Source organism: Streptomyces sp. NPDC127114 (assembly GCF_042677525.1).
GTDB lineage: Bacteria > Actinomycetota > Actinomycetes > Streptomycetales > Streptomycetaceae > Streptomyces.
Genome location: NZ_JBHXTJ010000026.1, coordinates 1 through 15970, shown reverse-complemented (window position 1 = coordinate 15970; position 15970 = coordinate 1). Strand labels below are relative to the sequence as shown.

At 68.2% G+C, this 15970-nt stretch carries 15 protein-coding genes and 5 pseudogenes; 11 read left to right on the top strand and 9 right to left on the bottom strand.

Translation table 11 applies throughout. The features are described 5' to 3' along the window. Nucleotides 1–41: 41 nt before the first annotated feature. Together ACFVGS_RS24410 and ACFVGS_RS24405 are read right to left on the bottom strand one after the other, a co-directional pair. Nucleotides 42–1922, bottom strand: a complete 1881-nt coding sequence (locus tag ACFVGS_RS24410) for an acyltransferase (RefSeq protein WP_385693642.1) — start codon at nt 1920–1922, stop codon at nt 42–44. Nucleotides 1923–2682: 760 nt separating this feature from the next. Further along, entirely contained in the window at nt 2683–3093 is a 411-nt protein-coding gene (locus tag ACFVGS_RS24405) for a hypothetical protein (RefSeq protein ID WP_385693641.1), read from the bottom strand. 662 nt (nt 3094–3755) lie between these two features. Here ACFVGS_RS24405 and ACFVGS_RS24400 point away from each other — a divergent pair. The 4 genes and pseudogenes from ACFVGS_RS24400 to ACFVGS_RS24385 all read left to right on the top strand — a co-directional run. Next, nucleotides 3756–4187 carry a hypothetical protein gene (locus tag ACFVGS_RS24400; RefSeq protein WP_385693640.1) on the top strand — a complete coding sequence of 144 codons (432 nt, stop codon included), beginning with the start codon at nt 3756–3758 and terminating at the stop codon, nt 4185–4187. Between the two features lie 322 nt (nt 4188–4509). Then, nucleotides 4510–5100 carry a DUF4240 domain-containing protein gene (locus tag ACFVGS_RS24395; protein WP_385693639.1) on the top strand — a complete coding sequence of 197 codons (591 nt, stop codon included), beginning with the start codon at nt 4510–4512 and terminating at the stop codon, nt 5098–5100. A gap of 168 nt (nt 5101–5268) precedes the next feature. Beyond that, nucleotides 5269–5373: pseudogene (locus tag ACFVGS_RS24390) on the top strand (IS5/IS1182 family transposase); the annotation flags it as partial. Nucleotides 5374–5383: 10 nt separating this feature from the next. Beyond that, a pseudogene (locus tag ACFVGS_RS24385) lies at nt 5384–5623 on the top strand (IS5/IS1182 family transposase); the annotation flags it as partial. On the opposite strand, the gene ACFVGS_RS24380 reads toward ACFVGS_RS24385, so the two are convergent. Beyond that, nucleotides 5612–5962: a hypothetical protein gene (locus ACFVGS_RS24380; protein ID WP_385693638.1), complete on the bottom strand. Its 351-nt coding sequence runs from the start codon at nt 5960–5962 to the stop codon at nt 5612–5614. The pseudogene ACFVGS_RS24385 and the gene ACFVGS_RS24380 sit on opposite strands and share 12 nt — an antisense overlap. A 319-nt stretch (nt 5963–6281) precedes the next feature. Here ACFVGS_RS24380 and ACFVGS_RS24375 point away from each other — a divergent pair, with 319 nt between their 5' ends. Both ACFVGS_RS24375 and ACFVGS_RS24370 read left to right on the top strand, forming a co-directional pair. Beyond that, nucleotides 6282–6722: a hypothetical protein gene (locus ACFVGS_RS24375; protein WP_385693637.1), complete on the top strand. Its 441-nt coding sequence runs from the start codon at nt 6282–6284 to the stop codon at nt 6720–6722. Nucleotides 6723–6915: 193 nt separating this feature from the next. Then, nucleotides 6916–7122, top strand: coding sequence for a DUF397 domain-containing protein (locus ACFVGS_RS24370; RefSeq protein WP_385693636.1), 207 nt, complete (start codon nt 6916–6918; stop codon nt 7120–7122). Between the two features lie 284 nt (nt 7123–7406). On the opposite strand, the gene ACFVGS_RS24365 is transcribed toward ACFVGS_RS24370, so the two are convergent. The 4 genes from ACFVGS_RS24365 to ACFVGS_RS24350 all read right to left on the bottom strand — a co-directional run bounded on the left by ACFVGS_RS24365 (nt 7407) and on the right by ACFVGS_RS24350 (nt 10839). Continuing rightward, nucleotides 7407–7979, bottom strand: a complete 573-nt coding sequence (locus tag ACFVGS_RS24365; protein WP_385693635.1) for an SMI1/KNR4 family protein — start codon at nt 7977–7979, stop codon at nt 7407–7409. Nucleotides 7980–7987: 8 nt separating this feature from the next. After that, on the bottom strand, nt 7988–8890 hold the full coding sequence (locus ACFVGS_RS24360) for a DNA/RNA non-specific endonuclease (RefSeq protein WP_385693634.1): 903 nt from the start codon (nt 8888–8890) through the stop codon (nt 7988–7990). Nucleotides 8891–9122: 232 nt separating this feature from the next. Then, nucleotides 9123–9698 (bottom strand): DUF4262 domain-containing protein, encoded by a 576-nt coding sequence (locus ACFVGS_RS24355; protein WP_385693633.1) that lies wholly within the window; start codon nt 9696–9698, stop codon nt 9123–9125. Nucleotides 9699–9744: 46 nt separating this feature from the next. Further along, nucleotides 9745–10839 (bottom strand): hypothetical protein, encoded by a 1095-nt coding sequence (locus ACFVGS_RS24350; RefSeq protein WP_385693632.1) that lies wholly within the window; start codon nt 10837–10839, stop codon nt 9745–9747. Nucleotides 10840–11356: 517 nt separating this feature from the next. Here ACFVGS_RS24350 and ACFVGS_RS24345 point away from each other — a divergent pair. Then, a pseudogene (locus ACFVGS_RS24345) lies at nt 11357–11829 on the top strand (transposase); the annotation flags it as partial. A 15-nt stretch (nt 11830–11844) separates the two neighbouring features. On the opposite strand, the pseudogene ACFVGS_RS24340 reads toward ACFVGS_RS24345, so the two are convergent. Further along, nucleotides 11845–12043, bottom strand: a pseudogene (locus ACFVGS_RS24340) (cold-shock protein). A gap of 85 nt (nt 12044–12128) precedes the next feature. Between ACFVGS_RS24340 and ACFVGS_RS24335 the strand changes: the two are divergent. From ACFVGS_RS24335 to ACFVGS_RS24325, 3 genes and pseudogenes are all read left to right on the top strand, one after another. Further along, a pseudogene (locus ACFVGS_RS24335) lies at nt 12129–12410 on the top strand (SDR family NAD(P)-dependent oxidoreductase); the annotation flags it as partial. Nucleotides 12411–12717: 307 nt separating this feature from the next. Further along, nucleotides 12718–13728, top strand: coding sequence for a hypothetical protein (locus ACFVGS_RS24330; RefSeq protein ID WP_385693631.1), 1011 nt, complete (start codon nt 12718–12720; stop codon nt 13726–13728). Nucleotides 13729–13750: 22 nt separating this feature from the next. Continuing rightward, a protein-coding gene (locus ACFVGS_RS24325) for an IS5 family transposase (RefSeq protein WP_385693630.1) occupies nt 13751–14661 on the top strand; the annotation gives its coding sequence in 2 pieces (ribosomal slippage) (nt 13751–14090 and nt 14090–14661; 912 coding nt in all). A gap of 221 nt (nt 14662–14882) precedes the next feature. Here ACFVGS_RS24325 and ACFVGS_RS24320 read toward each other — a convergent pair. Further along, nucleotides 14883–15455, bottom strand: coding sequence for a hypothetical protein (locus ACFVGS_RS24320; protein WP_385693629.1), 573 nt, complete (start codon nt 15453–15455; stop codon nt 14883–14885). A 169-nt stretch (nt 15456–15624) separates the two neighbouring features. On the opposite strand from ACFVGS_RS24320, the gene ACFVGS_RS24315 reads away from it, so the two are divergent. Next, a complete protein-coding gene (locus ACFVGS_RS24315; protein WP_385693628.1) occupies nt 15625–15768 on the top strand; it encodes a hypothetical protein in 144 nt (47 codons plus the stop codon). The last annotated feature ends 202 nt before the right edge of the window (nt 15769–15970 follow it).

The window sequence follows — 15970 nt, the reverse complement described above, 5'->3', positions numbered from 1 at the left end:
GAATTCGCCCCACCGGGCCCACAGTTCCGGAGATCCCGCCATTACCGCCTACCCCCGAGAATGTATGTGTCTTTTTCCTTGACCTGGTTCAGGTCTCGGCCCTCCGGGAAAACAGCCCGCCAGTCCCCCGTCACGTGAAGTTCGTCCGTACCGGAAATCTCCACCACTTGGAGACCGGCTTTGTGTGCCTTGTGCGCCTTCATCCACAGATTCGCGAACGCCTTCGCGCGGATGATATGCATCCAGTCCGGGCGACGGATTTCACGGTTCGAACTGGACTCTCCGATAGTAGACACGAATTTAGAGTACATGGCCTTGACGTAGGCCACGGTCAAATCGTCACCCTCGGCCAGCGCGGTCTTCCGGGTTTCCGCGAGAGCGCGGCGCAGCTTTTCCAACAGCGCCTCGGACGCGCCGGAGACCAAAGACCGGTGGATGACGGGAGCGTCGGCGAGTCCCTGGCGTGTGCAGTCGAGCAGCAGGCGCAGGGTGGGCTCGCTCACCCACAACTCGCCCGGCTCCATACGGTGACCGAGCGGGTTGGGCAGGTCCGCGTGCTCCCAGGCGGGCGGGGTGATCAGGTGCACGCCGGCCTTCTTCGGGTCGTGCACGCCGCTGGTCTCCTCGCGGAGCTGGCCGATCGGCAGCCAGCACTTGAGCGCGGACAGGTAGGCGGCGTTCATGTCGAGCGCGGTCACCTCGATCCGCTCGCCCTTCTTCGCCGCCGAGAAAAGCTGAGGATTACGCCACTTCGGGCGGCCCTCCCAGATTTCGTCCGCACCCTTCTGCGATTTCTTGCGAAGGATGTCGGCGGTGGGCGGAAATTCCGAATGCTCGTACCGGCCACCGACCCGCGACGCCTTGAGGAGTGCCATCACATCCGGAATAGCCGCCTTGACCAGCGCGGCCTGGGCCGCCTCGACGTCGCCCGCGCAGGCAGCCAGGACCTCATACACGCGATCGGTGATCTGCCCGACCAACATCCCAGAGGCGTACCCCGGAGCGGACCGCCCCGACGCGGCCGGCACCGACGGCGGGACCGCGGCCGCGGGCACAGGCACGGGAGACGACTGCGACGTCGGCACCTCGCCAGAGGACAGGGCAGTCTGCGTCTGGACGACGGGCGACGACGATTGCGGCGGCTGCGGTGATTGCGGCTCCGGCTGGACAAGGGCCAGGGCGGTCGTCTGCGTCTGGACGGCGGCAGGCGGCGATTGCGGCGGCGGCTGGACGGCGGACGACGGCGACTGGAGGGCGGGCGGCGGCTGGACGGCGGACGACGGCGACTGGAGGGCGGGCGGCGGCTGGATGGCGGGCGGCGGCTGGATGGCGGGCGGCGGCGCGGGCGCGCCTGCCGCGGCCGCTGCGCCGGCGAGGGAAACGGCGGCCGCACACTCGGCCGAGGTCAGGTGCTGCGGAAAGCCGTCGACGTCGTCCAGAGCCGGCTGCCCGCACAGCACACACGGCCGCCACACCGGACCAGTAAGGGACGGCGGGTCCTGCCACACCTCTTGCGCGACCAGCTCCGCCGACTCGGCCTCGGCCTCAGGCTCGAGCTCGGGCTCGAGCTCGGGCTCGGGCTCGAGCTCGAGCTTGGGCTCGAGCTCGGGCTCGAGCTCGAGCTTGGGCTCGAGCTTGGGCTCGAGATGCACCGCGGGCGCGGGCAGAGGGGTTGGGGGCGGAGGCGATACGGCGAGCGCCTGCGCACCGGCCTGAAGACTGGGAACCGCACCGTGCAGCACGCCCACCGCATGAGTCGGACCGGCCAGCAAGTCAAGCTGATGCAGCCGGTAATGCGCGGCCAGCAGGTCCACGTCCTCCAGTGACCAGTGGGCCTTCCCGGCCTGTTTGCGTGAGACCTGCGCCTGCGACTGGCCCAGGCCCGCCGCCAGGTCGCCCTGTCGCTCGCCGCTTTGCGTCATCAGCGCGGCACCGTAAGCCGGAGGATGTCCTCCATACCCAGCACGCATTCAAAACTAGCATGCTAGATGTTGATTTCGCATAGATGATGCGAGGGTAGGTCGGGTATTTGGAGCGCCCTGGACGCGGCGAGACCGCGGTGCAGCGGTCGTGCGTAGCGGTGAGCGGGTCCGGTGGTGGCAACCGACATCGGCGTGAGCCGCAGCCCTACGGTCAGATCCTGCCTGCGGCGCCGTTCCGTCAAAGCCAGAAGCTCCGCACCTGCGCGGAGGCCGGCTCCGGCCTGCGGCCCGCGGCCAGCAGGCGGCAGGCGGCAGGCGGCAGGCGGCAGGCGGCAGGCGCGGCGTACACCGTGCTGCCTCCAGCACCGCTGCGGCCCGGTCGGAGAACATCGACCGCGTCACCAGCCAGGAGGCACAGCACACCGCGGCCGAGGGCATGCTACGGCCCCACCTGATGTGCAGGCCGGGCGCCGGGCCGTGGGTCCTCGGCCAGAGCCACCGGAGCCACCGCCCCCGCAGCCACCGCCGCCCGCCGCGTTCGCCCTCCCGGCTGAAGGATCCGGGCCGGCTGGCGTCGTAACTGGCGGTCAGGTGGGCCCCGGCAGCGGTCGCGAGCAGAGACTGCCACGGCCCGTGTGTTTTCGGCGGCATGGTTTGGCCTCACCAGAACGGTTTCGAGTGGCCCCGCTTTTGGGCTGTTTGGGTGATCGGCTCAAGCAGTGCCGGGGAGGAACCGTTCGGGCTGGCCCCGCCCCTCTCGTCAGACTGCCAGCCTCGTGGGCACGGCGTCCGCCCGCCCGTAGGTGAGCACCTGGGCGAGGGTCTCGCGGAACCGAGCCACGTCCTCGGCCGGCGCCTCCAGGACGGCCTCGATCTCGCCCTCGTCCAGCTGAAGGCTCTCCAGCGCCTCGGGATCCAGCGAGATGCGGAGGACGTTGCCGTCCAGGACGGCTTCGCGCACGCATCCGTAGGCCGTCCCCTGGCCGGCAGTGACGAGACAGTGCGTGTCCATTCCCAGCGCGACCTCCTGGTCGTCGGGCTCTTCCTCACCCGCCATGAACATCATGATGAAGCCGCTGCCGTCCTCACCCTCCGCGAGGGCGGCCTCGGTGAAGTAGCCGTCAGGATCGATCTCCGTGGTGGCGACGCGAGCGGTGAATCGGTACGTCATGACGAGGTTGTATCAAGGCGGTCAGACAGGGTGTCCGGGAGGGGCGTCGACGGCATCACAGCCAAGGTGGGGCCACTCCAAACCGTTCGCCGGCAGGAGCCGGACGACGCCGTCGCAAAGGGACCGCGTCGCAGCGGGACCGAAAGAGACCGTCCCAGACAGCCCGTGCGCCCTCACCGAGCCGGCGGCTCCCCGGCGGTGATCCGGGGGAGCTCGGCCGGGCCAAGACGTACGCACGTGCTTGGGCAGCACTCGGCGACGCATGGCCGCTGTCACGCTGTCCGCCGTCCCCGCCGGGATTCCGGTGGCCCTGACGTCCGGCTGCACGCCCGAGAGGAGTGCGACACCAAGGCCAATACGACAAGGCGAGGCGAGGCGACAACCAGGGCGATGCATACCCGACCACGGTCGGCAGCAGCTCGCGCAGGCCGGTGAAGCCGGCCGCGCCGAACACGCTGACCTCATACGTGCCGGACGAGGCGCGCAGGCGAGCCGTGACGTCGCGGCGGGCCGAGCAGGGCCGCGGGGCAAGCGCGCTGCGAAGACCGGGACCATGAACTACCCCGGCGGCTTGAAGAATCCTCCGCCTCGACCCAGGCCAGACCATGACAGGCAGACAAGAGAGTGCGCGGCGAAGGAGGGGCGTCTGGAACGATGTGTCCGTGCATGCCGATGAGCAGGTTGGCGAGGGTGTCCCCGCGGAGCTCGCGATGTTCTTGCGGGAGGCGGTCGACGGCCGCCCGGTGAAGATCGCTCCTTCTGTCTGCGAGGGGTGCGGCGGTCGTGTGTTCTTCATGCTGGTCAACGCTTCCGGAGCGGAACGGGAGTGTTCGGGCTGCGGCAGGCGTGCCTTCATCGCGGACAGCGAGGGCTTCTGGAACCAGGAGTCCTGGGAGGACGACGAGCCCGGTCCGGCCGGCTGCCCGTGCGGGAGTGAGGAGTTCGAGGCCGCGGTCGCGTTCTCGCTCGGCACCGAGGGATCCGTCCGCTGGGTGACCGTGGGCCTGCGGTGTATCAAGGATGGGTTCTGCGGTGTCTATACCGACTGGAAGATCGACTACGGACCAACGGATCACCTCCTGACCATGGTCTAGGTCTGCGGAGCAACAGCCCGAACGGGCCGTGGTAGGCCGGGGAGGCCGCGCCCAGGGCGGTGAAAGCCGCGACCCTTTCGGATGCGTGCCGGGAGTCGACCTCCCCGGCATCGTGCCGGCTCGAGCACTCTTCGAGAACCGCTCCCACCGTCCGCGCCGGCGGATTGTGGGCGGATGCCGCCGACACTCCGAGCCGCCTCGCGCCAGCCTTGAGGTGGCCGGTCTGCGCGGCGTACCCGGCTCACCAACGGGCGTGCAGGCGGGCTTGGCGTGCGGCAGTCCGAACAGGGGTTGTCGTACCCGGGTGGCACAGTGTCCGGCCATGGACATGGACGAGTTCTGGGACGTCATCGAAACGGCACGCTCGGCCGCTACGGCGGACAGGCCTTTCGCCCAGGCCCTGGTCGATGAGCTGGCCGGCCTCCCCAAGAGTGAGATCCTCAGCTACCAGGAACGCTTCGACGAGGCACGTGGAGCGGTGTACCGGTGGGACGTGTGGGCCGCCGCCTACCTCATCGGCGGCGGATGTTCGGACGACAGCTTCACGGACTTCCGGGCCGGCCTGATCGCCCAGGGCCGCCACTGGTACGAGCAGGCAGCCGCCTGCCCGGACAGCCTTGCCAGGCATCCCGCAGTCATCCACGCAGCCCACGCACAGCACGGCGAGGCCGTCTTTGACGAGGCGACCAACTACGCGGCCGGCGATGCGTTCGAGCGCCTCACCGGCGACGACCACGCCTTCTACGAAGCCTGGGACACCTACCAGGCATCCCGCAAGCAGCACGGCCAGGACGCCGGTGACATGAACGGCATGGACGACATGGGCGAAGACTTCGACTTCGACGACCCCGCGGAGATGCGACGCCGTCTCCCCCGGCTCTCCGCGCTCTATTTGCGCGACCCCGATCACTGAGCAACAGGCGGAACCCGCCCCGCAAACCACCAGTCCCCCCGGCATGGACTGCGCCGCCGATGGCCGCCTTCATGCACGCCGGTCAACGCCTTTCCGCGCCGGCCCCGCGAAAGGACGGGTTTTGGAGGCGGACTCGCGGTAAGTCATTCGCCGAGGCCCAGCAGAGAAGGCTTCAAGGTGATCCCGCGGCGCTGGGTCGCCGAGCAGACCTTCGGCTGGCTGATGCACCACCGACGCCTCGCCCGCGACTACGAAAGCACCCGCACCGCTCAGAAGCCATGTCCGCGAATACCTACGCCGACGGAGCATCCGGCAACACCGTTCTGGAGACCTACCCAGAGGCTCACACGGCGAACGGCCACCGGCTTCGACGAGGAGCTGGTACAAGAAGCGCAACACCGTTGAACGCGCGATCAACCGTTTGAAACAACACCAGGCAGTCGCCACTCGCTACGACAAACGCGGCTATGTCTTCCTGGGCACCGCTACAGCGGCAGCCCTCGCCATCTGGCTACGAACGTGACTCCGCAGACGCCGCCTCGTCGTCGTTGCAGCCGTGGTCGGCCCACTCAGTGAGGAGCTCGGCCAAGCTTGCCAGCGGCGTTGTCATCGGCCACGGCGCACGTTCTTCGCGGCCCGTCCACGTCAGGTGAACCACAGCCCACGGGAACGGCTGGTTCGCGACGCTGAACAGGACGTCGTCACATCCTTCGCATCGCGCCACCGCGGTGGCCTTCACTCCGTGCAGCAGGTGCCCAGAGGAAAGCTCGCGACGCAGTTCCAGCTCGAAGGCGCCCATGCCACCATCAGGCGCCCACCACGGGGCGGGCAGAAGCAACGGGTCATCCGGCATGTGCTGCATCACAGCATCCTTGCAGAACCCCCTGTGGCGGCCCCCGGCCGTACTGCGTTCCCGTCACGGGGACCGGGGCCTTGTCCCGCGCGCTCCATTCCGGCACGGGCCGGGGTCGAGCCTAGTCCGTCCGTGTGAGCGAGATTTCGTTAAGCACGTGATGGCGGTGGGGCCGACAGCCGGGTCATGCTTGATCACTAGCGCCGAGACGCGAGGTCCGGCATGGCTCTCGGGGGTCTCAGTGGTGGTCAGTGAGCTGGTGCGCGCAGAACTGCGACGGGTCGACTGGGCTTCGTTGGAGTGCGGCTGCAGGGATTCTGCGGAGCATGTGCCTGTTCTGATTGAGGCGATCATCACTGCTGAGACCCCCCGGGACATGATCGGATACACCCTCGACGGTCACGTCGAGGAGAGCCCGATCATCTTCGAGTGCACGCCGCCCGCGGTCGGTGTGATCATGGCCGCGCTGGCGGACGACCTCTCGCCACTGGCCCGAGGCGTGCTGCTGCAGACGTTGCGGTTCGTGGCCGCGGGCTCCCGCGACCACAGGGATGCAGAAGGAGCGGGCCTGGGTGACCGATGCCGGACCCACGCTCGGGAAGGGTTCTGGAGGCTCGTCCAGATCGGGCTCACGGGTACTGCGCAAGACGCCGAAATGGTCGCCGACATCTGTGAGTACTTCGAGCTGGGCGGTGACAAAGCCGCCTTCTACCAGGCCGGGCTTCGCGAACGTGTGCGCGCGAAGACCAAACGCGGGCGGCGCGCCTGATGCTGTGAAGGTCACGATGGTCGGGCGAGGACGAGGGTTCGCAAGACCGAGACTGACCCGACGTCAACTGACGCCTCGCTTCGTGAGGTGTCTCCGGTGAACCTGTTCCTCCTGGAGGCTGGCTCACCGACGGGCCGGTCCCCACGTGAAGACGCGAGCCGATATCCCTTCACCAGCATCAGGAGAAGACCACATGCCACTCCCGTCGACCGGATGGCACAAGAGCAGCTACAGCAGCGACTTCGAGGACGCATGTCTCGAGGCGTCCGTACGTCCAGACAGCGGCGTTCTCATCCGCGATTCCAAGGACCACGACCGCCGGCAACTGGCCCTGTCCGCCGCCGCCTGGCACGCCTTCCTCTCCAGCACAGCCTCAAGAACGGGCGCGCAAGCGAGTTGATGGCCCGATCAGTCATTCGGCTGAGCCTGACGGTTCGCGTCAGGTACACCTGCTCGCCCTGGTCGACCCGGTCGACGACACCTACCGCCGGCTGATGAACCGGCAGCTGACCGTGCAGGAGTCCGGCTGCCCCGGCTTCACCGCCACGACGCCGCCTGAGGCCCCCACGCCGGATGGGCACGTCGCCCGTCACGAAGCGCCCGTTACAGCCCCACTTGGGGTACGACGCCAATTCCGGGCAGTCTCGGGCAGACCTTAGATCGCCCAAGACAATCCCCAGAGCCCTATTCTTCTTCCCAGGGGTACACGCCCATTTCCAGCAACCTCTCTTCCTCCCTGTCATGCAGGAATCGACTCCGCCCTGCACCCATAAGGGATTCGTCACTGATGAGGCATTCACTAAACTCGCCTGACAGAATGCCAGCAAGGAATTCAGACATGCCGCATTCGTAGAGAGACCACGACGCTTTCACCCTTGAATAGACGACTAGCGGCCAGGTTTCCGAGTTCTCGCCGATAGTGAGCCATCCAATAAAGTCGGCGCTATCCGTATCCCCCCAAATCAGGACGTCCCCGAGGGAAGGAGTCGCACCTTCTACGCCGCTCCACCTTTGCAGATCAGGATCTTCCCGAACGGAGTCAAGGAGGCGATAGACCCGCCTGATCATCGGATCAGCAGTTTCGATTGGAACCAAAATCCCAATCGAACCCTCGATGGTGCCGCCGCCAAACTTGGCAACAAACTTCTTGTAGTCCGGCGGAAAGTGCACACCATAGGCTCTCTCAACAGCAGCCCAGTCCACCTCGTCACCGCACTCATCCCCAACCACGGACAGCATTTCCTCGAGCTGCCCCATACCGCTACTCACTTATGCCACCCTTCCGGGATTTCTTTCCCAATGTTATGGAAGGTTCCGTCCTTGACTGAGTACATCGTGTTTTGCACGTAGTCGTCGAACAGCTTTACGCGCGTTCCGTTCGCATTCCACACATCGGCCTGCATGTGGAACCTACCAGGAATCACTCGACTTCCCTCGTATTCCGGGGTTACGCGATACTGGACGACTCTCCCGGCATCGATGGCGTTCTTCACCTTGTTTTCGTAGTGAAGCATATTGGGGTGCTGTCCCGGGTCTCGAGGGTCGATCCTCTTGGCGTTTGCAGACCTTGAACAGGTGGACAGGTTCTCATAGCGCAGCCCATCCCCGCTCAACTGGGCGCCGAGCAAGTGGCAAGCGTTTCGCCAGAACTTCGCCGGCCGATTGCCCAGTTCTCCCGCACGGATGGCGGCCCACGTATACCCGGGTGGAGCAATCTTCTCCACCTTGGGCGAGCTTCCCTTGTTGGCGTTCAGGAAGGCACTGTCCAGGCACGCCTCGATACCCGTCGCACGTCCCTGCCGATCTAGCGGCTCGTAAACTCGCCAGCCACCCAAGGATGTACGGCAGTCACCTCCCCTGCGGTCATCTCCATTGGAACCGTCAGGGTCTGCGCCAGGAGCGCTGTGCGGGTCGGTTACCTGGTCGGGGCTGAATCCGTCCTGGCCATCGAGCAGCATGTTCAGAATGGACGGTCCGCTGATGATCGCCTTGACGCCGTCTTCGGGCTTCCAGCCACCGTTCTTGGGGTCCCAGTCGGGCTTGGGAATCCAGGTGGGAGCGGTCGGGGGGTTGTCGCCATCGTAGACGTTCTGGTCGACAGGCGGCGTCCAAGGCTTTGTGATTATTGGCGTGTCACGGGGGTCACCCCTGGTGGGGTCCTTCACCATAGTTACTGGGTCAACCACCGGTGTGTAGTACGGGGAACCGTGGCCCGTGTCCCACGTCTGGCTACCCCAGGCCGATCTCCTTGGCGCGCTCCCCGCCGTGCGTCTCCCTGATCTGGACGACCTGCGTGGCCGCGGTGTGCTCGGCGCCCGCAGCACCGCAGCGCCGGGCACCCGCCGCTCGCTCGGCAACGGCGGGCGAGCCGACGCGGAGTAGTCGGTCTAGACGCGGACCTCAGAACGCCGGCGACGCCTCCTCGGTCCAGACTCCGGTCGGGTGCTCGTCGACCGGAAGCCACAGACTGGGCTGCGCGCGGCAGCCCGGGCTGGCCTGCTCGTCCGAGGGCCAGCGGTGATCCCGGTCGGGCCAGACGAGCTGGACGACGGGGACCGTGGTCTGGCGGTAGAAGCCGACGGCCGTGCCCAGCAGAGGACGGTGCCAGCTGACGTCCACCGGTTGGACCTGGATCTCGTACCCCTCGATGACACCTGAGAGCAGCGTGCCGGGCTCTGCGGCAGCCCCATCACGCAGCTCGGCGGCCCCGGCATTGACCCAGTGCATCAGCCCTTGAAGCTCCAGACCGAACATGGCGACCTCTGGGATCCGATAGGAATGCCACAGGCCAACGGTGAAGGACCAGTCCGGGATGTCCCCACCGCCGACACCCACGACGTGCCAGCCATGCTCACGGACGTTCGCCATCTCTCGGGACCAGTACTTCTCCCGCTGTCGGCGTACCCGGAGGGTCGCCGAGGCGGCGGGATCGCACAGTACGCAAAGGCACGACGAGGACACGGTCTGGTCGGTCACCCGCGCATCCAAGCAGATCAGGATTGAGACCCCACTGGTCGGGGTGTCACGAGGGCCACCGCGCTAAGGCAACTGCATTGGCCGCCTCCGGCCCCCAGGCGGCCAGGGCGCGGAGCAGGGAGGGCAGTTCCGAGTCGGCGAGGTGAGCCGCGCGGAGCCGCGCGACGGCGCCGGGCAGCAGGTCGGGGGCCCATGCGGCGGGCACGGTGACCGAAACCGGCCAAGGCGTGAACCACCGGTCCGGAACCCACGGCAACGCACGCCGGTCACCGACGCCCATCAGCGCGGCTACCGTCCCGCAGATGCCGGTCGCACTGGGTGCGCGCTCGCTGCGCAGCCATTCCAGCAAACGGTCGGCGTGCGGGGCAGCGGCGGAGCCCGCGTCACGGAGGACGCGTGCGGCGGCGTCGGAGGCCGCAGCGCCTACCCACAGGCCGTCGATGACGGTCACCCACAAATGCCCGGGGGCGTCTCGGCGCGTGGCCAGCCAGACATGGGCAGCCAGCACGGCGCCGGTCGAGACCGGCGCGGGCGGCGGCGGGGTCAAGGCCGCGGTCATGGCGGCGAGCTCGTCCGGCTGGCCGACCAGACGCCGCGCCCACCTCCGTGTCTCGTCACGCCGCTCAACGCTCCACGGCGATCTCGGCCAAGGCCGCTCCGTCGCCGATGCGAGCGCCTGGCCGACAACCCGGCCGAAGCCGGCCGGCCACGGGTAGGGCGCGGCGGACGCTGCCCGGCGGCGGTACACGCGTTCTGCGGCAGCGAGCCGGACCAGGGCAACCGGGTGGCGCAATTCCTCGAGGCCGAGGTCATCGCAGAGATCCAAAGGGACGAGGGCGGCCAGCGCACGCAACCGGGACGAGCGCGCGCTCGGATCAAAGTCCTCGGCGAGACCAGACCGCAGGGCAGCCACCGTGCGAGCCGTCACGGCCGGAGCATCGTCGCCGCGGCCCAGAATCCCGAGCAGCCAAGCCGCCATCGTGCGCACGCCCGGATGGGCACCGGTGACGAGACCCAGGAGCGTCGGCCGCAGCGTGCCAAGGGCAGCGCGGGCAGCCGGACGGAGCGGGGAATGCTCGATCTGGTAAGCGAGGACGGCGAGCAGCTCGACAACCTGGCAACGGTCCGGGGCATCGAGCACGTCCCGCATCCGCGCAACGGCCCGCTCACCCCGTACGCCCCAGTCGGCAGTGGCTAGAGGCGTCCCTGATGACAGGCGGCCGACGCGTCGAAGGAACCCGCGGAATCAGGGGGTTCACGGCGTCCCGAATCCAATCAGATCCGGTGCCGGCCTCGGCCAGGACGAGGTTCTGCCGGGCGGTGGACTGCTGGTCGGTCGAGACCCGCTTCGCTGGCAGCCACCGCCCGAACCGGTGATAGCGCCACACCTGTTGCACCCAGTAGTGTGAGCCGCCCTGGCGCTGAGCTGTACGAACGCCTCTTAAGGCGCTCGCACCACGCCGTTAGCCCCAGAGAACCCGCTGTGCAAGAAGTGCCAGGCTGAGGCCCCGGCCCTGCAGAAGAAGGCCGGCGCCGCCGGGGCCGCTCCGCTCGCGCTCGCGTGAGCCTGCGGTGCTGGACCTGCCCGAAGATCTCGGCCAGCTGCGGATCCTGGAGCGGCTGGCGCTGATCATCCTGCGCGACATCCGCATCAAGATCGCCGAACTCGCGGCGGTCTGAGCGAAAGTCCACCTCGTCAGCGACAGCCCGCACGACCCTGGCTCTCTGCATTACAGCCGGCCAGGCGGGCGACGCACCAGCCTTCGGGGCCATCGTGGCTGGCGTCCATGTTCCGCGCAGCGGGCCGGGAAGACCGAGGACCCGGCCGGACACCGTCCTGGCGGACCGCGCGTGTTCGTCCCGAGCGATTCGAAGCCATCTCCGTCGCCGCGGGATCCGTGCAGTCATTCCCCAGCCCTCTGACCAGGTTCGCCACCGCTTGCGGCGAGGCCGTACTGGTGGTCGGCCACCAGCCTTCGACGCCGAGACCTACAAGCAGCGCAACACGGTCGAGCGATGCATCAACCGGCTCAAGCAGTGGCGCGGCCTGGCCATGCGAACCGACAAACTCGCCATCGTCTACCAGGCCGCCCTTCACCTGGCCGACGCCCTCACCTGTAGCCGCAGATGAGGGCAGCGCCCAGACTCATCCCGCCACCTGGATTTTGTCCGCCTGCTCACCCTTCTGGCCCCGGGCTCTGTCCCTCCTTCAGGGACTTGAAGCCATTGCCCCCTTCAATTGCGCGGAAGTGCACGAAGAGATCGGGGCCTGACTCTGGCGTGATGAAGCCGTAGCCCTTCTCGTCGTTGAACCACTTCACGGTGCCGTTCTCACGCTCGGCCATGACGCCTCCACGTAGTCATAGAGTTACCGAAAGCGATCATGGTTTGTGTCGGGCGTTCCTGATCTCGCCGAGCATGGTGCCCAGCGTGGTCAACAACACCGCGATCACCGGCGGGATGCCGCAGACGCCCACCACGGTCGATCCCGCGACCGTACGAATCGTCGTGGAAACCAACGTGATCGGGGTCATCCGGGTCACCAACGCGATGCTCCCCATGCTGCGCGGCTCGGCATCGCCGCGCATCGTGAACATGTCCAGCAGCGTCGGCTCTTTCACCCTGCAGACCACGCCCGGTGTCGACATGGGCCCGGTTCCCGCTGCGTACTTGACGTCCAAGACCTTCCTCAACGCCGTCACGGTCCAATACGGAGGAGCCCGACCTGGACGGGCTGCCGGAGAGCCTCCTCGGACTTGTACGGGCGTGCCTGCAGAAAGACCCGGCACAACGCCCCACGCCGGAGCAGATCGCCGACCGCACCGCCACAGAAGTCGCCGACGAATGGCTGCCGGGCGCGCTGCTCGGTCACCTGGGGCGGCACGCAGCACAGTTGCTGGACTTCGACCCGCTGCGGCCGCACACGGCCCTCGCGCCGGGTCAGGTTCCCACTCCGCCGACGCCTGCCCGTCCCCTGCCCACACCCCGGCCCGTGCACGCGCCCCCCGAGCATCAGCCCGTGCAACTGCCTGCCGCGTCCCCGTCGGACGCGCTCGCGCACGCGCCCACGGTGGGGCCGGGATACGACGAAACGGCACGCTCGCACGTTCCGGCGCAGACCCCGGAACTGCGGCGCCGCCCGGCCGTCGTGGCGGCGACGGCAGCCGTCGTGGTGCTCGTCACCGTCGGCGGCCTGCTCGCGCTCCGCCCGTGGCAGGGCGGGGCAGGGGAACCACCGCCGCTGAGCGCTCCGAAGGCGTTACAGGGGAGCTGGGAGGCGCGCCTGAGCAAAGGCGACCTGCGCAGAGAGGGGGCGCTCGCACGCCTGCTCATAGATGCGAAGGGCACCGCCCAGTACTCCCTGCTCAACGAGGTGCGGCTGTGCGTCTGGGAAAGCACCATCACCGCCTCCAGAAGCGACGCGATCAAGCTCGGCTCGAGCCGGCTCAAGAGGGTAAGCCCCCAGTCCGAGGCGGAACGTTGCGAAGACACCACCGAGGACTACACATCCTCCCGCCCGGACGGTACCGGGGCGTTCGTCGCCTCATGGAACGGTGCGTTCGAGTGGGAGGACGACCCGGGCTTCTACGACCACCACAACGACGGACAGACCTCCTACGAACCTGCCATGTTCGAGAAGGTGCCGCCCGCCACGGGCGCGCTGCCGGAGAAGTTCCGGGGCTCGTGGGGCGGCCGGGCAGCGGACGGCACCTACCGCTTCGAAGTCACGATGGGTCAGGGCGCGACGAAACGCGACATTCGTCTCGTGTCCATCAGCGCGGTGGGCGAGAGATGCACGTACAAGGCGGAGGTGCTCTCCCAGGATCCGACCCGGCTCCGCACCGCACCCGCGGAGCTCGCCGACAACAAGCAGCCATCGGGCTGGTCCACAAGCACCGCCTCCCTGACATTCTGGGCGAGCGAGGACAAGGGAAGACGGAAGCTATCCTCCGGTCCCCTCCTCGGCGCCGACACCCCCTTCGCCGAAGCCAGGCACTGGGTAGCAGAGCTGACCCCCGCAGGCACCTAGGACCTGTCTGATAATTGATCTTGTGGTGGGTCGTGGTGAGCTGACGGATGCGGCGTGGGGTCGGATAGCGCCGTTGTTGCCGGGTGTTGACGGTCGTGGGCGGCCGTGGCGGGATCACCGACAGGTGATCAACGGGGTGTTGTGGCGGTTGCGGACCGGTGCTCCGTGGCGTGACCTGCCGGAACGCTACGGGCCGTGGCAGACGGCCTATGAACGGTTCGCCCGCTGGGAAGCGGACGGCACCTGGGCCCGTCTGCTCGAACAGGCCCAGGTCCGTGACGACTCCGTCGGAGCCGTGGAGTGGACCGTGTCGGTCGACTCCACGATCAGCCGGGCCCACCAGCATGCCGCCGGCGCCCGCAAAAGGGGGCGGGGTCGGGGGACGAACTGGAAGATCCGGCACATTCGTCGGCTGGCCAGGCGCTCGGACGGTCCCGCGGCGGGCTGACCACGAAGATCCATCTCGCCTGCGACGGCCGGGGCCTGCCCCTGGCCGTCGTCGTCACGGCCGGCAACGTCAACGACTCCACCGTCTTCAACACGGTCATGGCCGAGCTGAGGGTGCCCCGGACCGGCGCCGGACGTCCCCGCCGCAGGCCCGACGCGGTCATCGCGGACAAGGCGTACTCGTCCCGGGCGATCCGCCAGGTCCTGCGCGGGCGGGGCATCCGGACAGTGATCCCGGAGCGGGCGGACCAGAAGGCTAACCGCCTGCGGCGCGGGAAGGCCGGCGGCAGACCGCCGGCCTTCGACCGCAAGCTCTACAAAGCCCGCAACGTGGTCGAACGCTGCTTCAACCGACTCAAGCAGTTCCGCGCGATCGCCAGCCGCTTCGACAAACTCGCCGCCCGATACAAGGCCGGAGTCCACCTCGCCTCACTCATCCTCTGGCTCCGCGAACCCATCCAAGATCCTTTGTCAGACAAGACCTAGAGCGTGTCGCTCACAGGACGTACCCGCACCGGCATATCCGCTCGGTGGCCATGTTTTCACCGTACGCCCGGCGGCGATGCCGCACCCCGGGCCGCCGGGCTGGTCACGGACCGCCTGCGCACCGGCCGGGTCAGCGGTGGTGGTCGAGGAAGAGGCGGGCGCGCTCGTCGAGGGTCCGACGCGACCCGTACGCCGCGGGCTCGGTAAGGGCGCAGGTCGGATCACAGGGAGCGGACTGCCTTGAGGGTGCGGGTGGACTTCACCCCGGCCATGGTGTCGATCGCGCGGCCCCAGGTGCCACATGCCTGCTCGATGCTGCCCTGCTTGGCCTGCTGCTCGGCCTGGGCGACCAGGTCGAGGGCGATTATCCGCGCGTAAGTCGCCCCGGGCTGGCTCGCCGCTGCGGTCGCGTACTGATGGGCGGCGTTGGGGCGGTCGCCGAGGGTCTCGAAGACCTTCGCCGTACGGGAGTGGGCGGTGGCCGCCGGCAGGCCCCACACCAGCGCCCAGAACGGGACCTCTTCCCCGGCCCCGGCCGCCAGCGCGGTCTCGGCGAGCTGAACGTCGGCGAGGGCGCGGCGGGTCTGGCCTGTCTTGGCGAGCGCGTGCGCGTGGGTGACGGCGAACAGCGCCTCGACCTGTTGACCGACGCGGCCCCTGGCGTGCTCCCAGCCGGTCTCGGCGAGGGCCAGGCAGTGCTCTGGCTGGTGCAGCTTCATGCCCTGCTGCGACATCGTGCGCATCACGAAGCCACGCGGGTCGACCGCTCCGGCGTGTTGCTCCTGCCCGGCCACCGCGCCTGTCCCCGCTGCCGGTCCAGACCGTCCACGGCATCGGGCCCGCCCAGGCCGCCGCCCTCCAGCGCTACGGCCTGCACACTGTCGCCGCGCTCGCCGCGATGGACGAGACCGCGGTGTGCCGGATCCTCGGCGGCAAGGCCGGTCGCGTCCTGCGGTCCCGGGCGTGCGGGGCATCGACCCGCGCGGGATGACCGCGACCCGCATGCCCGTATCGACCAGCGCCTCCCGCGCCTTCCATGTCGACACCTACGACTCCGTCCGCGCAGCCCTCCTGGACCTGGTCGTCACGCTCGCCAACAAAACCTGATCAGCCGTCTACTGAACACACCGGAGAGTCGCTCCGCTCCGGCGGTCTGCTCAGTGCCGCCAGGGCGGCTGAGTCCAACGGGCTGCGCGGAGTCGACCTTGAGGGCCATCTGATGTGGTCGCCACCGACGAGGTCCGCACCTCGCGTTCATTGTTTGAACGAGTTCGAAGCACTGGTAGCCTCGGGCCACTTGCGGCAGGTG

What these genes read in the sequence shown, in the direction of transcription:
- ACFVGS_RS24410 (WP_385693642.1), bottom strand. Translation starts at nt 1,922, where the DNA reads ATGACGCAAAGCGGCGAGCGACAGGGCGACCTGGCGGCGGGCCTGGGC.
- ACFVGS_RS24405 (WP_385693641.1), bottom strand. Translation starts at nt 3,093, where the DNA reads ATGACGTACCGATTCACCGCTCGCGTCGCCACCACGGAGATCGATCCT.
- ACFVGS_RS24395 (WP_385693639.1), top strand. Translation starts at nt 4,510, where the DNA reads ATGGACATGGACGAGTTCTGGGACGTCATCGAAACGGCACGCTCGGCC.
- ACFVGS_RS24380 (WP_385693638.1), bottom strand. Translation starts at nt 5,962, where the DNA reads ATGCAGCACATGCCGGATGACCCGTTGCTTCTGCCCGCCCCGTGGTGG.
- ACFVGS_RS24370 (WP_385693636.1), top strand. Translation starts at nt 6,916, where the DNA reads ATGCCACTCCCGTCGACCGGATGGCACAAGAGCAGCTACAGCAGCGAC.
- ACFVGS_RS24365 (WP_385693635.1), bottom strand. Translation starts at nt 7,979, where the DNA reads ATGGGGCAGCTCGAGGAAATGCTGTCCGTGGTTGGGGATGAGTGCGGT.
- ACFVGS_RS24360 (WP_385693634.1), bottom strand. Translation starts at nt 8,890, where the DNA reads ATGGTGAAGGACCCCACCAGGGGTGACCCCCGTGACACGCCAATAATC.